At 69.8% G+C, this 17,352-nt stretch carries 10 protein-coding genes and 1 rRNA gene; 7 read left to right on the top strand and 4 right to left on the bottom strand.

The window, feature by feature from the left end; all coding sequences use genetic code 11:
- The first annotated feature begins 138 nt into the window (after window positions 1-138).
- The 7 genes from rrf to G406_RS0142330 all read left to right on the top strand — a co-directional run bounded on the left by rrf (window position 139) and on the right by G406_RS0142330 (window position 11,969).
- Window positions 139-255 (top strand): 5S ribosomal RNA (gene rrf, locus G406_RS0142300).
- 161 nt (window positions 256-416) lie between these two features.
- Entirely contained in the window at window positions 417-1,004 is a 588-nt protein-coding gene (gene ssb, locus G406_RS53210) for a single-stranded DNA-binding protein (protein WP_156935459.1), read from the top strand.
- Between the two features lie 60 nt (window positions 1,005-1,064).
- Entirely contained in the window at window positions 1,065-2,741 is a 1,677-nt protein-coding gene (gene ettA / locus G406_RS0142310) for an energy-dependent translational throttle protein EttA (RefSeq protein WP_028938582.1), read from the top strand.
- A gap of 134 nt (window positions 2,742-2,875) precedes the next feature.
- Window positions 2,876-5,842 (top strand): hypothetical protein, encoded by a 2,967-nt coding sequence (locus tag G406_RS0142315; protein WP_028938583.1) that lies wholly within the window; start codon window positions 2,876-2,878, stop codon window positions 5,840-5,842.
- A 108-nt stretch (window positions 5,843-5,950) separates the two neighbouring features.
- A complete protein-coding gene (locus G406_RS0142320; protein WP_028938584.1) occupies window positions 5,951-10,858 on the top strand; it encodes an NAD-glutamate dehydrogenase in 4,908 nt (1,635 codons plus the stop codon).
- Window positions 10,855-11,298 carry an acyl-CoA thioesterase gene (locus G406_RS0142325; RefSeq protein ID WP_028938585.1) on the top strand — a complete coding sequence of 148 codons (444 nt, stop codon included), beginning with the start codon at window positions 10,855-10,857 and terminating at the stop codon, window positions 11,296-11,298. Before G406_RS0142320 ends, G406_RS0142325 begins: the two co-directional genes overlap by 4 nt.
- Window positions 11,295-11,969, top strand: coding sequence for a DUF8010 domain-containing protein (locus G406_RS0142330; RefSeq protein ID WP_425414687.1), 675 nt, complete (start codon window positions 11,295-11,297; stop codon window positions 11,967-11,969). The genes G406_RS0142325 and G406_RS0142330 overlap by 4 nt, the downstream gene beginning before the upstream one ends.
- Before the next feature lie 46 nt (window positions 11,970-12,015).
- On the opposite strand, the gene G406_RS0142335 is transcribed toward G406_RS0142330, so the two are convergent.
- The 4 genes from G406_RS0142335 to G406_RS0142350 form a co-directional block, all read right to left on the bottom strand.
- A complete protein-coding gene (locus G406_RS0142335) occupies window positions 12,016-13,617 on the bottom strand; it encodes a glycoside hydrolase family 13 protein (protein WP_028938587.1) in 1,602 nt (533 codons plus the stop codon).
- A gap of 66 nt (window positions 13,618-13,683) precedes the next feature.
- On the bottom strand, window positions 13,684-14,067 hold the full coding sequence (locus G406_RS0142340) for a globin (RefSeq protein ID WP_028938588.1): 384 nt from the start codon (window positions 14,065-14,067) through the stop codon (window positions 13,684-13,686).
- A complete protein-coding gene (locus G406_RS53215) occupies window positions 14,064-15,080 on the bottom strand; it encodes a mechanosensitive ion channel family protein (protein ID WP_156935460.1) in 1,017 nt (338 codons plus the stop codon). The genes G406_RS0142340 and G406_RS53215 overlap by 4 nt, the downstream gene beginning before the upstream one ends.
- Window positions 15,077-17,209 (bottom strand): prolyl oligopeptidase family serine peptidase, encoded by a 2,133-nt coding sequence (locus G406_RS0142350; RefSeq protein ID WP_028938589.1) that lies wholly within the window; start codon window positions 17,207-17,209, stop codon window positions 15,077-15,079. The genes G406_RS53215 and G406_RS0142350 overlap by 4 nt, the downstream gene beginning before the upstream one ends.
- Window positions 17,210-17,352 lie beyond the last annotated feature (143 nt).

Genomic DNA, 17,352 nt, shown 5'->3' on the forward strand with positions numbered 1-17,352 from the left:
CCTGTGAGGGGTGGAGTTGACTGGTACTAATAGGCCGAGGGCTTCACCTCAACATTTTGTTCGCATCCACTGTGTGACCCTGAGCAAACAACCCGTGTGGTTGGGTGTTCAAGTAGGGTTTTATATTTGAATATTGTTGTCGGTGGTTTTAGCGTTGGGGAAACGCCCGGTCCCATTCCGAACCCGGAAGCTAAGCCCTTCAGCGCCGATGGTACTGCACTCGGTAGGGTGTGGGAGAGTAGGACACCGCCGACATACAAACCCCATAGAAGGCGGGCCCGGTTTCCGGGCCCGCCTTTTTGCGTGCGCTGCGCCCCCGGTGCGAATTATCCGGTATGGGGCCGACAAAGCCGTGGTTCCTGGCCGTCTGAGGGCCTTGTTGTCCACAGGGGGCTTGGTTGTCCACAGCTGACGACATGCCGGTGGAAATCGAGGTCGAACCCCGCCAAGCTCGAGTTGTCCGGCAAACGTCGGAAGCTACGGCGAGAGGCAGCGAGATGAACGAGACCTGGACGACCATCGTCGGCACGGTGATGACCGATGTGCAGCACAAGCAGACGAGCACAGGCCTGGATGTGGCGAACTTCCGGCTGGTCTGCAACGAGCGGCGCTTTCACAAGGCGACCGGGGAATGGGTCGACGGCGACCGTTTGTACGTGCATGTGACGTGTTGGCGAAGGCTGGCGACCAACGTCGCGGTGAGCCTGAACAAGGGCGATCCGGTGATCGTCCGAGGCAGGTTGTACTCGAGGCAGTACGAGCATGACGGTCAGCGGCGCTCGGACACCGAGCTGGATGCCATAGCCATCGGTCCGGACCTGAATCGCTGTTCGGTTCAGATGCTGGGTGCTCGCGGCGCGGGGCCGGTTCCCGTGTCCGGTGCGCCGGCGGCCGAAGTCCCGGCGGGGCGAGTGATCCCACGACAGTCCGTCGGCACGAGGATGGAGGAGCTGAACGAGACCGCGCGGCCGGTGTTGCAGGCGACGGGCACCACCTCGGACTGAGAACCGGTCCTAACGGGTGCGCCGGTCGGTCAGTAGGTTGACGCCTCTACGATCGTAGGTGTGGCTGAGTTCATCTACACCATGCGTAAGGTCCGGAAGGCCCACGGCGACAAGGTCATCCTCGATGACGTGAGTCTGTCGTTCCTCCCAGGGGCGAAGATCGGAGTCGTCGGTCCCAACGGTGCCGGTAAGTCCACGGTGCTGCGGATCATGGCGGGTCTGGAGCACTCCAACAACGGAGACGCCTTCCTTGCGCCGGGCGCGAGCGTGGGGATGCTTCAGCAGGAGCCTCCGCTCAACGAGTCCAAGACGGTCCTCGGCAACGTCGAGGAGGGTGTCGGTCCCATCAAGCAGAAGTTGGACCGGTTCAACGAGGTCGCCGAGAAGATGGCGACCGACTACACCGACGAGCTGATGGAAGAGATGGGGCAGCTCCAGGAGGAGCTGGACCACGCCGACGCCTGGGACCTCGACTCGCAGCTGGAACAGGCCATGGACGCACTTCGCTGCCCCCCACCGGACGCTGAGGTCACTCAGCTGTCCGGTGGGGAACGCAGGCGGGTCGCGCTGTGCAAGCTGCTGCTGAGCAAGCCCGATCTGCTGCTCCTGGACGAGCCGACCAACCACCTGGACGCGGAGAGCGTGCTGTGGCTGGAGCAGTACCTTGCCGGGTACCCCGGTGCCGTACTCGCCGTCACCCACGACCGGTACTTCCTGGACAACGTCGCCGAGTGGATCCTCGAGCTCGACCGGGGACGCGCCTACCCGTACGAGGGCAACTACTCGACCTACCTGGAGAAGAAGGCCGAGCGTCTGGCCGTCCAGGGCAAGAAGGACCAGAAGCTGCAGAAGCGGCTCACCGAGGAACTGGCGTGGGTTCGCTCCGGCGCCAAGGCGCGCCAGGCGAAGAGCCGGTCGCGGCTGCAGCGCTACGAGGAGATGGCCGCCGAGGCGGAGAAGACCCGCAAGCTCGACTTCGAGGAGATCCAGATTCCGCCGGGCCCGCGTCTGGGCAACGTCGTGGTCGAGGTCGCCAACCTGGACAAGGGCTTCGACGGCCGGGTCCTGATCAAGGACCTGTCCTTCACCCTGCCGCGCAACGGCATCGTCGGCGTGATCGGACCGAACGGTGTCGGTAAGACGACCCTGTTCAAGACCATCGTCGGGTTGGAGAACCCGGACTCGGGTTCGGTGAAGGTCGGCGAGACCGTCCAGCTGTCCTACGTCGACCAGGGCCGTGGCGGTATCGACCCCAAGAAGACCGTCTGGCAGGTCGTCTCGGACGAGCTGGACTACATCAAGGTCGGCCAGGTCGAGATGCCGTCCAGGGCGTACGTCGCGGCGTTCGGTTTCAAGGGCCCGGAGCAGCAGAAGCCCGCCGGTGTGTTGTCCGGTGGTGAGCGCAACCGGCTGAACCTGGCACTGACGCTCAAGGAGGGCGGCAACCTCATCCTGCTGGACGAGCCGACGAACGACCTGGACGTCGAGACCCTCTCGTCGCTGGAGAACGCGCTGCAGCAGTTCCCCGGCTGCGCCGTGGTGATCTCCCACGACCGGTGGTTCCTGGACCGGGTCGTCACGCACATCCTCGCCTGGGAAGGCGATGACGATCAGCCGGCATCGTGGTTCTGGTTCGAGGGCAACTTCGAGGCGTACGAGAAGAACAAGGTAGAGCGGCTGGGGGCAGAGGCAGCACGACCGCACCGGGTGACACACCGTAAGCTGACACGCGACTGAGTGTCGTGCCGGGCCCCGAGCCCGGGTCGAACCACCAGCCGGCTGTTCTCAGCCTCCATATAGACGCCGAAACACTGGGAGGAGCTGTGCAGCCGACGGGGTCGAGCACCACTCCCGTATCAGGCACTGCCGCTGTGGTCGGGGACGCGAAGGCGATCCTCGATCTGGCGGAGTCCTTCCGGTGGCGGGCGCCGGACGTCACGGCGGCGCTCGCAGAGCATGCCTCGCGAGTGGCCGGATCGGTAGGCGACGCGCCGAGTGCGCGTCGGGCCGAGGCGTGGTTGGCCCACGGACTGGTGATCATCGGGCACGGTGTGAGCGCGGTGCCGCGTGCGGTCGAGGCGCTCGCCGAGGCCGTCAGGGCCGGCGACCTGGCGGCCGAGGCCCGGTTACGGGTGGAGCTGGCTTCCGTCGCCCGCGAGCTGGGCGACCTGACGACCGCCTCGGCCCTGCTCGCTCCGGTCCGCGACAGGCTGGAGGTCGACCCGGCTCTTCGCGCGGACGTGTGCATCGAGGCGCTCCTGCAGGTGCCCGAACCGGGTGGCCAGGCCCAGGAACTGACCGACGCCGCCGCAAACGCTCTGCAGGGCATCGGCGGCGAGGCCGCCGCGCTGGGCCTCGGCAGGCTGGACACCGTGCTCGCCCGCCAGCTGCGTCAACGCGGCCAGCCGCAGGCCTCGCTCGAGCGAGCGAGGGAAGGGCTGCGCAAGGTACTGGGGGATCGGCTGGCGGGCGGCGCGTTGGAGCCCGTGTCACCGCACCTGGCGCTGGAACTGTGTCTCGAGCTGTGCCTGGCACTCGCCGATGCGGGTCACGCCGACCCGATCCGTGAGATCTCGCGCCCGATGCTGCGCTGGCAGACCCGGCCCGCCTCGCTCGTGCCCGCCGCTCGGCTTCGGCTCGCGCTGGCCACGCTGGTCCACCTCCCGGTGGGCGAACGAGACGCCGCCTTGTCCGAGGCGATCTGGGTCGCCGAGGCGGTCGAGTCGCAGGAGCTGCCCGGACTCGAGAGCGACGGTCAGGGGATCCTCGCGGAGCTCCGGGAGAGCAACGGCGAGCTGTCCGCCGCTCTCGCCGCGAGCAAGAAGGCACGCGCCGCAGAGCGGCGACACGCGGCGGCCGTCGAGCAGGCCCTCACCCTGCTGGCTCGCGCCTCCGGGGCCGCGATGTCCCGCTCGGGGGCCGGCGAGGCGGCAGCGCGGTCGACGCTCGGGTCCGGCACGGGCTCGTTCCCGGCCGGGGCGTCATCCCAGGCTTCGGGCTCCCGATCGATCAGGCACGCCTCCGGACCCAACGGGACAGGGGCGTTCGACCTCGCCTCGATCGGTGGCGGGAGTACCGAGCACACCAGCTTGTTGCGTCCGGTGTTCGCCAAGCCGGGTGAGCCGGAGCAGAGCGACCCGCTGAACGGCCACGCGCGCACCAACGGGACATCGGTGAAGCCCCGGTGGATCGAACCGTTGCCGGGACCCTCGGATCAGGTCGCCTCGACGGACAACGGCCCCCGGACGGGACGGCGTCGCGCGCCGGACATCGATGCCGGCACTCAGCGCATCGACCTCGGCTCGGTCATGGACGGTGATGCCGACCCGGCGAGCAGTCCGCTGGGCGGCCACAACCCGATCGCGGACACCTCGGTCGTCTGGCTGCCGGCGGGCGCCGAGCCCAGCGTGGAACCGCTCGGGCCGGGCGGCTCGGCGGACCGACGGCACGGCGCCCCGGACAGCCCGCCCGAGCCGGTGCGGCAGCGCCCGTCGTGGCTCCGCCACCGCGATCCCACACCGAGTGCCGACGCCACCTACAACGGTGCGTCGAGCGCGGGATCCGGCTGGTTGAGCGTGCCCGAGCTCGCCGCGCGACTCACCGGGCTGGCCTCCACCGGTACGTCCCGGCCGTCGCACCTGGTCGTGGTCGACGTGGCGACGCCCGACGGCCTCGGCGGAGGGGCGAGTTCCACCGAACTGGCCCTGCGCATCGCCGACCGGCTGCGCGACCAGATGACGGGTGAGGCGCGGCTGTTCCTGCTGAAGCCCGACGCCGTCACGATCGCGGTCTCCGAGCCCGACGCCCAGGGTGTCACGCGGTGGGTTCGCTCGGTGTCGAGCGGGCTCTCGCAACGGTGGTCGGAACTGTCCTCCGCCCTGCCGGGGGCGACGTTCCGCATCGCGGTGCGTCCGTTGGATCCGCAATGGTCGATGGAACAGCACGTCGAGGCTGTGCACTCGAGGCTGCACAGCGCCGGCAGCCGGCCGGACACCGTGTCCCCCGAACCCCCCGTGGCCGATTCCGCACCGACCTCCGCCGACACCGGTCCGGACTGGCTGCAGGCACGACCCGGCAGCGGAGGCCGCCGCCGGCGTCCGGAGGCGGAGACCGCCGAAGCCGCCCGCAACGGCCTGGACAGCGGATTCGGCGCCTCGGACCCGCTGGGTACGCCGCTGTCCGGAAACTCGCCGAGCTGGCTGGACCCGGCTCCGGCCACGACCGATCCGTTGACCGCGCAGACCTCGTGGCCGAATCCGCTCGCGGGGCCCGAACCAGGTACCTCGTCGCACCGGTCCGGAGAAGGCTCGGCGTCGCCCGAGTTCGGCGCGGCGGGTACCGATCTGGGCGCACTGCGGCACAAGGTGGAGCAGTTGCGTGCCCAGCTGGAACGGGAGGCCCCGCCTGCCGCCGAGGTGGCGGCGCCGTCATTCGGTACGGGTGGGCTCGACCAGGGCACGGTGGGCATCGCCCAGGTGGGTGGCAGCTCGTGGCGCCACTCGGCGGATGACGAGGCGGAGTCGCGGCCGCGTGCCGGCTCGCACCGGGCCGGCGGTGACAGCCCCGATACGGGCAGACACGGCGCGTCCGGGCAGGGGCGACACACCCCGCCCTCGGAATCGTCGAACGGTAGCCATGCCGAGGCCTCTCGCACCAACGGCGCCCGCACCAACGGCAGCCGGACCAACGGCGCCACGCCCCGCGACGAACGGCCCGACGAACGGCCGGCCGAGCAGGAGAAGCCCCAGCCGCGTCCCAGCTCCTGGGACAAACCTGTGTCGGAGCTGAGCTTCGCGGAGCTCATCGACGGTGCGCTCGCCGCTTACCGAGAAGCCTGATGCGGATCTGCTCAAGATCTGCTCAAGTGAGGATGACCTCAGCGGCGTAATCGATAGGGTTGCCTCGGGCCGGGTCTTGCGTACGGACTCGCTCGGAGGGAAGCAGGAATGAGCTCGACCGGCACTCGGGCGGCACAGCCCGGGCAGCACCACGACGGTGACCAGGGCGGGGGCCGGCGTCGATCGGACGCGCCCGCCACGCGAGGCGAGCAGGTGCTTGCCGAGGCGCGAGCCGCCGACCCGGGACTCGCCGACCTGTGTGAGCTCTACTTCCGGCACACACCGCCCGAGGACCTGGAAGCCGCCGAACCGGAGCAGCTGCTCGACTCGGTGCGTTCGCACCGGCTCCTGGCCGGACAGCGCACTCCCGGGCGTCCGGTGCTCCGGCTGCGCGACGCCACCGGTGACCACGGACGGCAGCACACCGTCGTCGAGATCGTCACCGACGACATGCCGTTCCTCGTGGAGTCCGTGCTGGCCGGGATCGGTCGCGCCGGCGCCTTCGTGCAGGGCATGGTGCACCCGATCGTCGTGGTGCGCAGGGGACCCACCGGCGAACTGCTCGAGGTGCTCGCCGAAGCCGATCCGGACGCCCCGCCGAAGGGCGCCCAGGTCGAGTCGTGGATGAACATCAAGATCGACCTCCTCGGCGAGGACTCGGCGAAGGAACGGCTCGCCGACGAGGTCACCCAGGTGCTCGACGACGTGCGCGAGGTCGTCGAGGACAGCGACCGCATGCAGCGCGCCGCGCTCGAGCTGGCCGCCCGGCTGCGCTCGGACCCCCCGCCGTTGGACGGCACCGAGGTCGAGGACGGTGCCCGGCTGCTCGAATGGCTCGGCGACAACCATTTCACCTTCCTCGGCTACCGCCGCTACGAGCTGGACACCTCGACCGAACAGCCCGTGCTCAGCGCGGTGCTCGCCTCCGGGCTCGGAGTGCTGCGCGGCGACCAGGTGTCGAGCACCTCGTTCGCCCCCGGCTCCGACGCCGTCGAGCGGGCCACCGCGCGTGAGCTGCTGCTGTTCAGCCAGGCGAGCTCGGTCAGCAGGGTCTCCCGGCCGGTCTACCCGAGCTACCTGAGCGTCAAGACGTTCGACGTCGACGGCCACGTGTCGGGCGAGCACCGGTTCCTCGGCATGCTCACCGTGCCCGCCCTGTACGAGAGCGTGCTCGACATCCCGGTGGTGGAACGGCGGGTGCGTGCCGCGATCCACCGGGCCGGATTCCCGCTGCGTTCCTACTCCGGTCAGCGGATGCTCGAGGTCATCTCCGGATACCCGCGTGACGAGCTGTTCCGGGCCAGCGCCGACGAGCTCTACAACATCGCGCTCGGAGTGCTGTCGCTCGCGGAGCGGCGCCAGCTGCGGCTGTTCCTGCGCCGCGACCCGTACCGGCGCTTCTTCACCTGCCTCATCTACCTGCCCCGCGACCGCTACACGACGAAGGCCCGGCTGGCGGTCCAGGAGTCGCTGCGCCGCGAGCTGGGCGGGCACCGCGTCGACTACACGGCGCGAGTGACCGAGTCCAGCGTCGCGTTGTTGCACGTCACCGTGCACACCGACCCCGAGCAGCCGATCGAGCCGGACACCGAGCGGCTGCAGGACCAGCTCGCCGAGGCGGTGCAGACCTGGGAGGACCGGGTCATGGCGCGCTGCGCCGGCAGCCCCGCGCTCACCGAGTCGGTGCGCGCCTACCTTCCTCTGGTCCCGGCCGCCTACCAGGAGGACTTCGACGCCGAGGACGCCGTGCGCGATCTCGCCCGGCTGGACGCGTTGACCGACCAGCCGGACATGACGTTCTACACCCCGCCCAACGGCCGTCCCGGTGAGCGACGCTTCAAGCTCTACCTGGCCGGCGAGGAGGTCGCGCTGACCCAGCTGCTGCCCGTGCTGCAGCAGATGGGCGTCGAGGTCGTCGAGGAACGGCCCTACCAGTTCACCCGCCCCGACGGCAGGCGCTGCTGGATCTACGACTTCGGTCTGCGTGTGGACGAGTCGGTCCTGGAGATCACCGGCGCCCGAGGCGCGGAGAACGTGCGGGTCGCGTTCTGCTCGGCGTTCGCGGCGGCGTGGCGCGGGGACATCGACGTCGACCGGTTCAACGCGCTGGTGCTGCGCGCGGGCCTGAACTGGCAGCAGGCGGCGCTGCTGCGCGCCTACGCGCGTTACCTGCGCCAGATCGGCACCCCGTACGGCCAGTACTACCTCGCGGACACCCTGATCGCACAGGCCCCGGTCGCCGCCGCGCTCGTGCGGCTGTTCGAGGCCCGGTTCGACCCGGCGCTCGGCGAGGCCGACGACCCTCGGCGCGTCGAGCAGATCGAGCGGCGGCTCACCGAGGTCACCGCGATGATCGACGAGGTCACCGGTCTCGACGCGGACCGGATTCTGCGCGGCTACCTCAACCTGATCACCTCGACGTTGCGGACCAACTACTTCACCGACCGGTCCTACCTGGCCCTGAAGTTCGATCCCAGCAAGATTCGTGAGCTGCCGGCGCCCGCGCCCCGGTTCGAGATCTTCGTGTACTCGCCCCGGGTGGAGGGCGTGCACCTGCGGTTCGGGCCGGTCGCCCGAGGCGGGCTGCGCTGGTCGGACCGGCCCGCCGACTTCCGGACCGAGGTGCTCGGGCTGGTCAAGGCACAGGCCGTCAAGAACGCCGTGATCGTGCCGGTCGGCGCCAAGGGCGGGTTCGTGGTGAAGAACCCGCCGGCGCCCACCGGAGACCCGACAGCGGACCGCGAGGCCACCCAGGCCGAAGGCATCGCCTGCTACAAGATGCTCATCTCCGGGCTGCTGGACCTGACCGACAACCGCGTCGACGGTCAGTCGGTCCCGCCCGAGGACGTGGTCCGCCACGACAGCGAGGACAGCTACCTGGTGGTCGCCGCGGACAAGGGCACCGCCACCTTCTCCGACATCGCGAACTCGCTCGCGGTGAAGCGTGGGTTCTGGCTGGGCGATGCGTTCGCCTCGGGTGGATCCGCCGGGTACGACCACAAGGCCATGGGCATCACCGCCAAGGGCGCCTGGGAGAGCGTGAAGCGCTCGTTCCGGGAGCTGGGCGTCGACACCCAGAGCCAGGAGTTCACCGTGGTCGGCGTCGGGGACATGTCGGGTGACGTGTTCGGCAACGGGATGCTGCTGTCCGAGCACATCCGGCTGCTCGCCGCGTTCGACCACCGGCACGTCTTCGTCGACCCGAACCCGGACTCGGCGACGTCCTTCGCCGAGCGCACCCGGATGTTCGCGCTGCCCCGATCGTCATGGGCCGACTACGACCGGTCGAAGATCAGCACCGGCGGTGGCGTGTGGTCGCGGACCGCGAAGGCGATCCCGGTGTCCTCCGAGATGCGCGCCGCGCTCGGCCTCGAGGAGACGGTGCGCAGCCTGACCCCGCCGGAGCTGATCCACGCGATCCTGCTCGCGCCAGCCGACCTGCTGTGGAACGGCGGTGTCGGCACCTACGTCAAGGCCTCGACCGAGGCGAACAGCGAGGTCGGTGACAAGGCCAACGACCCGGTCCGGGTCAACGGCTCGCAGCTGCGGGTCAAGGTCGTCGGCGAGGGCGGCAACCTCGGGCTGACCCAGCGCGGCCGGATCGAGTTCGCCCGCGCCGGTGGCCGGATCAACACGGACGCGTTGGACAACTCCGCCGGAGTGGACTGCTCCGACCACGAGGTCAACATCAAGATCCCGCTGCAGCGGGTCATCGCGGCCGGAGGGCTCACCGAGTCCGACCGCAACGAGCTGCTGCTGGAGATGACCGACGACGTGTCCCGGCTGGTGCTCGCGGACAACTTCAGCCAGAACGCGGTGCTGGGGGTGTCCCGCTCGCACTCCCGAGGCATGGCGTCGCTGCACGGCAGGCTCGTCAGCGATCTGGAGTCGCGCGCGGGGCTGGACCGGACGCTGGACGTGCTGCCGGAACCGGCGGGCTTCACCGCACTGGTCCGCAACCAGCAGGGCCTGACCTCACCGGAGCTGGCGACCCTGCTGGCGCACGTCAAACTGGACCTCAAGGCGCAGCTGCTGGACTCGGACCTGCCCGATGCCGCGGTGTTCGCCGACCGGTTGCGTGACTACTTCCCGCTCGCGCTGCGGGAACGTTTCCCCGAGGCCGTGGCGGCGCACCCGCTGCGCAGGGAGATCGTGACGACCCAGCTGGTCAACGAGATGGTCGACGGCGGCGGGATCACCTTCGCGTTCCGGCTCGCCGAGGAGCTGTCCACCGGCGCGGCCGACGCGGTCCGTGCCTACGCGATCACCACCGAGGTGTTCGGCCTGAAGAAGATGTGGGCCGAGATCGAGGACCTGGACACCGGCGGCGGGCGCGGGCTCAACACCGAGCTGGCCGACGAGCTGGTCCTGGAGTCGCGCCGGCTGCTGGACCGGGCCGCGCGGTGGTTCCTCACCAACCGGCCGCAGCCGCTCGCCGTCGGCGCGGAGATCGCGCGGTTCGGCCCGACCGTGCTGGCGTTGCGTGACCAGGTCACCGGGATGCTGATCGGCGAGGAAGCCGACGCGATCCACACGAAGGTCGACGACCTGGTCAAGCGTGGTGTGCCGCTCGAGATGGCCGAACGATTCGCGTCGCTGCTCAACGCCTACGGGCTGCTGGACATCGTCGAGGTGACCGAGCTGGGCGAGCGCGAGCACGAGGAACGTGACCCGCGCGAGGTCGCCCTGCTCTACTTCGCGCTGTCCCAGCACCTCAGCATCGACACCGCGCTGAACTCGGTCAGCAGCCTCGAACGCGGAAACCGTTGGCACTCGCTGGCCCGCCAGGCGCTGCGTGACGACCTGTACGGCTCGCTGCGGTCGGTCACCCTGGATGCGCTGCGGGAAAGCTCTCCCGGCGACACGGTCGAGGAGAAGATCGTGCAGTGGGAGCGGCTGTACTCGCACAAGCTGGGCAGGGCCAGGGCCGCGCTGCAGGCGGTCGGCCAGACCGGCAAGCTCGACCTGGCCACGCTCTCGGTGGTGTCACGACAGCTGCGCGGGCTGTCCCGGTGAGTCGGTTCCACGTCGAGATTCCGCTGCGCTGGGCGGACCTCGACGCGTTCCGGCACGTCAACCACGCGCGCACGGTGACGCTGCTGGAAGAGGCCCGGGTGGAGCTGGTCTTCCACCGGGCCAAGGCGCAGGGCGGCGGCGAATGGTCCGCCGGGCTGCTCGTCGCGAGCCTGCAGGTGGACTACAAGCAGCAGATTTCCTACAACGGCCAGGCGGTCCGGGTCAGCATGTGGGTCCACCAGGTGCGGGCCGCCTCGTTCCTGATCGACTACGAGCTGCGCACCGGGCCGAAGGAATCCGACCCGATCGCGGTCACCGCGCAGACCAAGATGGTGCCGTTCGACCTGTCGGCCGGCCGGCCGAGGCGGCTCACCGACCCTGAGCGTGAGTTCCTGGCGAGCTGGGCCGACACCGAATCCGATCCTCGGGGCGCGGCGTGAGCCGGCCGGTGCACGGCGGAGCGGTCGAGGGGGCGGTCCGACGGCTCCTGGTGGCCGATCGGGACGAGCGCGATGGTCTCGGTGACTTCGTCGCCAGGGTGGTCCGGCTCGACCAGGCCGCGTCCGTCCGGTTGCGTGCGAGCGGGGACCGGGTGGTGGCCTGGGCTTCGACCCCGTTCGAGGTGCTGGTCAGCCGGTCCGTGCCCGGTGAGGTCCAGCCCCGGGACGTCGTGGTGCCGGCCAACGGGTTGCTCGCGGCGCTCGCGGTGGTCCGGGATGCCGAGATCGATCCGGGCGGACCCGTTGATCAGCAGTGGCTGATCGAGGTTCCGTTGGACGACTCGGCGTGGCCGCTCGTTCAGGAGATACCCGCCGCCGAGGTGGAGGCGTTGGCGGACAAGGGGATCGCGCAGGCTCGCGAGCTGGCCGGACCGCACGGCACCGCACCCGACGAGCTTCTCGATCGGACCGTGCTCACCGCGGTCGGCGGGGACGCTCGGGTCGCTGTGCCGCTGCGGTGCCTGTTCGCGTTGTCGGGGATGGGTTTCATCGGGGGGAGCCTGGCAGGGGAGGCCGTGCGGGTCTCGGCCACGCCGTCGTGGTTGCGGATCGATACGTCGCACGGGGCTGTGGTCCGGCGGCGGCACGCTTTGCTGCCTCTGTTGGTGTGAGTTCGGGTTGTGGCTGGGGCCACGGCATCTCGGCTTCGCCGTCCACTCACGAGAGCCAGACTGCTGTGTCTGGGGGGAGTAGGCCCTCTTCCGTCAGGGGGGTGCTGTAGATCAGGGGGTCTCCCGGGGGGAGGGGCACGTCCACCGGGGACGTGTTCAGGACGCAGACCAGGGTTCCGCCAGGGCGGCGGAAGGCGAAGCAGCCCTCCGGGGCGCCGTACCACTCCAGCTCGTCGCCCTCGAAGCCCGGATGCGCTCTGCGGATCTCCAGCGCGTGCCGGTACAGCGACAGCACGGAGTCGGCGTCCTCCAGCTGGGCCTCGACCGTGAGCTCGTCCCAGCCCTCCGGCATCGGCAGCCAGCTGCTCTCACCCTCGGTGAAGCCGTAGCACGGCGAGGTGCCCTGCCAGGGCACCGGAATGCGGTGCGCGTCCCGGCCTCGCCGGGTGTGACCGGAGCGCTCCCACACCGGGTCCCGCAACGCCGAGTCGGGCAGCTCGACGCTGGGCAGGCCGAGCTCCTCACCGTTGTAGAGGAACACCGCGCCCGGCAACGCCAGCTCGACCAGCGCGAGCGCCCTGGCCCGGCGCAACCCCAGCTTCCCGCCGCCGAGCCTGGTCACCGTCCTGGGCACGTCGTGGTTGCACAGCGTCCAGGTCGGTGTCGCGTTGACCGCGGCCACCGCGCTCATCGAATGCTCGATCGCCGTCCGCAGCTCGGCCGCGTCGAAATCGGTCGTGGTCAGCCGGAAGTTGAATCCCAGGTGCAGCTCGTCGGGCCGCAGGTACCGGCCGAAACGTTCGTCGTCGGACACCCAGATCTCGCCGACCAGCACGCGGTCCGGGTACTCGTCGACGACCGAGCGGATCATCCGATGGACCTCGTGCACACCGTCGTGGTCGAACCGGGCGTCCGGTCCCGTCCCGTTGTCGATCAAGCCGAACCCGGCGGGGTCGGCATCGGGTAGGCCGTGCGGCTTGGCCATGCCGTGCGCCACGTCGATGCGGAACCCGTCCACCCCGCGATCCAGCCAGAACCGCAACGTGGTCTCCAGGTCGGCCCACACGTCCGGGTTCGACCAGTTCAGGTCCGGCTGCTCGGGTGCGAACAGGTGCAGATACCACTGGCCCTTCCGGCCGTGGGTCTCGGTGATCCGGGTCCAGGCCGGCCCGCCGAACTGGCTCGGCCAGTTGTTCGGCGGCATCGTCCCGTCACCGCCCCTGCCGTAGCGGAACAGGTACCGGTCCCGCTCGGGGCTGCCCGGCGGCGAGCTGAGCGCAAGCTTGAACCATTCGTGCTGGTCGGAGGTGTGATTGGGCACCAGATCGATGATCACCCGGATGCCGTGCTCGTGGCTGGCCGCGATCAGCGCGTCGAATGCGGCCAGGTCACCGAACAGCGGGTCGATGTCGCGGGGATCGGCGACGTCGTAGCCGTGGTCCGCCATCGGCGAGCGGTAGCACGGCGTCAGCCACAGCGCGTCGACACCCAGTAACTCCAGGTAGCCCAGCCTGCTGCGCACACCGTCCAGGTCTCCGACGCCGTCAGCGTTCGAGTCGGCGAAGGACCGTAAATAGACCTGATAACAGACAGTGTTGCGCCACCACGGTGTGACCGTTCCGCCGTCCGAGCCGCTGCTGGCTTGCACGAAGGATCATCCTGCCAAGAAACCGCACGACTCGCCCGGGTCTTCGGCCGATTCGAATGATCCGGTTCAGAAACCGCTGTTGACCATGCTGGCGGCGGCCATCTCCAGGTAGCGCCACAACATGGCGCGGTGCGGCTCGTCCAGCTTGACCTCATCGACCGCGATCCGCATGCAGCGCAGCCACGCGTCGTGTTCGATCGGGCCGACCTTGAACGGTGCGTGACGCATCCGCAGACGGGGGTGCCCGCGCTGGTCGGAATAGGTGCGGGGGCCGCCCCAGTACTGTTCGAGGAACATCCGCAGCCGGTCCTCGGCCGGGCCGAGGTCCTCCTCGGGGTACAGCGGGCGGAGCACCGGATCCTCGGCGACCTCCTCGTAGAACCGCGCGACGAGTGCCTTGAAGGTGGCCGCGCCACCGACCTCGTCGTAGAACTTCTCGGGACTGCTCACGTCTGACTCCGGCTGTTGCTCGGTGACTTGTTCGGGGAACTGGTCGGGTTGGTGACCGGCCGGGGCAGCCCGGCCTTGTCGAACGCCGTGTTGATCGCCGCGTTGAGCGCCCGCTGCACCGCGAACTGCTCACCCGGCTGCACCTTCGCGGTGAGCCGCAGCGTGACCCCTTCGATCGACACGGCCTCCACTCCCAGAACCTGCGGCGGCTCCAGCATGACCGGAGCCACGTCGTCGCGCGCGGCCACCTCGTCGGCCACCCGGCCGGCGATCTCGCTGGCCTCGGTGATGTTCGCCTGGTAACCCAGCGGTACGTCCACCACCGCGACCGCGTAGCCCTGGCTCTTGTTGCCGACCCGCTGGATCGCGCCGTTGCGCACGTGCCACACCGTTCCGCGCACGTCACGAAGTGTGGTGATGCGCAGACCGACGGCCTCCACGGTACCGCTCGCCTCGCCAAGGTCGACGACGTCGCCGACGCCGTACTGGTCCTCCAGCATCATGAACATGCCGGACAGGAAGTCGCGCACCAGGTTCTGCGCGCCGAAGCCGATCGCCACGCCGACGATGCCCGCCGACGCGAGTACCGGCGCCAGGTTCAGCCCGAACTCGGCCATCACCATGATCGACGCGACGACCAGGACGACCGCCGAGGTCAGCGAGCGCAGGACCGAGCCGACCGTGTTGGCGCGCTGCACCCGCCGCTCGGACACCAGCGGCGCCGCGATGTCCTTCAGACCGGACGGTGCCCGTCGGCGCAGCGCGGACGGGATACGGACCTGTCCGTTCGTCGCGCCGCGCACCACCCTGCGGATCGCCCGGTGCAGCAGTGCGCGCGCCACCAGCGCGAGCACCACGATGAGCAGGATGTCCAGCGCCCGGTCGACCAGCACGTCCGCCGACCGCGACAACACGTCGTTATGGGTCCAGCCGTAGACCCGCGCGCACCAGGAACCCTGGTCCCGCACACAGGCCGGGGTGGTGCTGAAGATGTCCGACGCCCACTCGGTCACGGCAGCTCCAGCCCGGTGTGCGCGGCGAGGAACGCGAGCTGGTCGACGGCGAGCGACCGGGCGCGTGACACCGAGCGGGTGCTGTGGCCGACGTCGGTCTCCCTGCGCAGCAGGATCGGCCGGGTGACCGGGTCACCGCTGGTGGCGTGCTGCAACGCCGCGCACATCTTCCTGGCGTGCGCCGGGTCCACCCTGCTGTCCGAGTCGAACACGGTGAACAGGACCGCCGGGTACTCGGTCTCGTCGTGAACGTGGTGGTAGGGCGAGTAGGACAACAGCCAGTCCAGTTCTTCCGGCAGCTCGGCTGTGCCGTACTCGTCGTTCCAGGTCGGGCCGAGCGAGAACTTCTCGTAGCGCACCATGTCGAGCAGCGGCGCGGAACAGACCACCGCCCGATAGGTGTGCGGACGTTGCGTGAGCGCGGCGCCGACCAGCAGACCGCCGTTCGACCCACCCATGATCGCGAGCTGGTCGTGGCTCGTGGTCCCCGACGTGACCAGGGCGTCGGCGGCGGCGTGAAAGTCGTCGAAGACCCGCTGTTTGCTCTCCCGCATACCGGCCCGGTGCCAGGCCTCGCCCTCCTCACCGCCACCGCGCAACGACGCCAGCGCATACACCCCACCGGCGGCGACCCAGGTCAACGCCGTGGCCGTGTAGGTCGGCTCACGCGTGAGCCCGAAACCGCCGTAGCCGGTCAGCAGCGCCGGGCGGGGGCCTTCGGCGTGGTCGGCGGGGGAGACGACGAACATGCGCACCGTCGTGCCGTCGGCCGAACGGAACTCGCGCTGTTCGGTGAGCACGGAGGGGACGGTCGCCCGTCCGGGGGCGGACCGCTCCAGCGTCGTGGACTCCGTCGCCAGCTCGAAGCGGTGCACCTCGGGAGGAGTGACCAGGTCGGTCCAGCCGATCCAGAGCCTGCCGAACTGCTCCGGGGTGCTCAGATCGGACACCGACAGTCCGGTGAGCGAGCCCGTCCCGGGCAGCGCAACGATGCCGGACGGCGCACCGTCGGTCGCCCGGTGCAGCGCCAGCTCGGCCACCGCGTGCCGTGAACGAGCCAGCACCAGCACACCCTCGCCAGGGTCCGACGTCCCGGAGGGCTGCAGCCACCGCACGGCGTTCAGGACCGAGCCGGGATCCTCGGCGACCAGCTCGCGCCAGTGTTCGCGTTCCGGCGAGGTCGGTTCGGTCACCATCAGACGCCAGCGCGGTGCGCCGTCGCTGGTGAGGACGTACAGCCTGCCGTCGCGCTCCACCCACGGGTGGGCCCGGATGTCGTCGGACTGGTCGATGACCGGCCGCAGTCGCGGGATCGCGGCGTCGGCGCTCAGCTCCGCGATCCAGATGCTGTCCCTCGGCGCGGTGCCCACGCTGCCGGACACGATCAACCAGCGACCGTCTCTGGAGACCTGCACGCTGTAGTAGTTGTGGTCCTGGTAGAGCCCCGGCCCGTCGATGAGCTGGTCCGCGGCCGGGTCGTCGCCGACCTGGTGCAACCACACTCGCCGGTGGAAGGCCCGTTCGCCGGGCGGCGCCTCGTCCGGATCGAGCAGCCGGACGTAACAGAACCGCTTGCCACCGGGCAGCCAGGCGAGCGACGAATGCCGGCACCGGTCGATCGGCGCCTCGACCAGCTCGAGGGTCGTCACATCGAGTACGTGCAGCACCGACTCCTCGTCGCCACCGCGCGACACCCGGTAGGCGAGCCGTCGTCCCTCCAGGTCCGGAAGCCAGGAGTCGAGCGTCGTCAGGCCGCTCGGATCCAGCGCCGACGGATCGAGCAGTACCCGTTCCGTGCCGTCGGGTTCGGTCACGTAGAGCACCGTGTGTTCCTGGCCCGGTTCGCGGCGCGTGTGGAACCGGCGCCCGGCACGCCACAACGGCGCGGACACCGACCCGGCGCCGAGCAGCTCACCGAGCTGCTCCGACAGCCAGTCCCTGCCGGGCAGCTCGCCCAGCGAGGACCGGGTCAACCGGTCCTGAGCGGAAGACCACTCGACGGTGGCATCGTCGTCGGCGTCCTCCAGCCACCGGTACGGATCGGTGACGGGACGGCCGTGCAGGTGTTCGACGATCTCGCCGCGCTGTGCGGGCGGGTACTTCTTCGGTGTGTCCGGGCGGTAGACCACGACCACCGAGATTACGGGGTGTGCGGAACCGGGGGAGCGGTCGGGCGCAACACGAGGGGTTTCGCAGGTGCCGTGTGGTGCTGGGTGCAGGAGCTCGACTGTGGGCTTGGGGGCTTGGGTGCAACACGAGGGGTTTCGCAGGT

The organism is Actinospineispora spinosispora DSM 44797, assembly GCF_000429025.1.
GTDB classification, from domain to species: Bacteria; Actinomycetota; Actinomycetes; order Mycobacteriales; family Pseudonocardiaceae; genus Pseudonocardia; species Pseudonocardia spinosispora.

Bases quoted from the DNA above. Each gene is read 5' to 3' on its own strand.
- G406_RS0142320 (WP_028938584.1), top strand. From the start codon at position 5,951: ATGAGCTCGACCGGCACTCGGGCGGCACAGCCCGGGCAGCACCACGAC.
- ssb (WP_156935459.1), top strand. From the start codon at position 417: ATGCCGGTGGAAATCGAGGTCGAACCCCGCCAAGCTCGAGTTGTCCGG.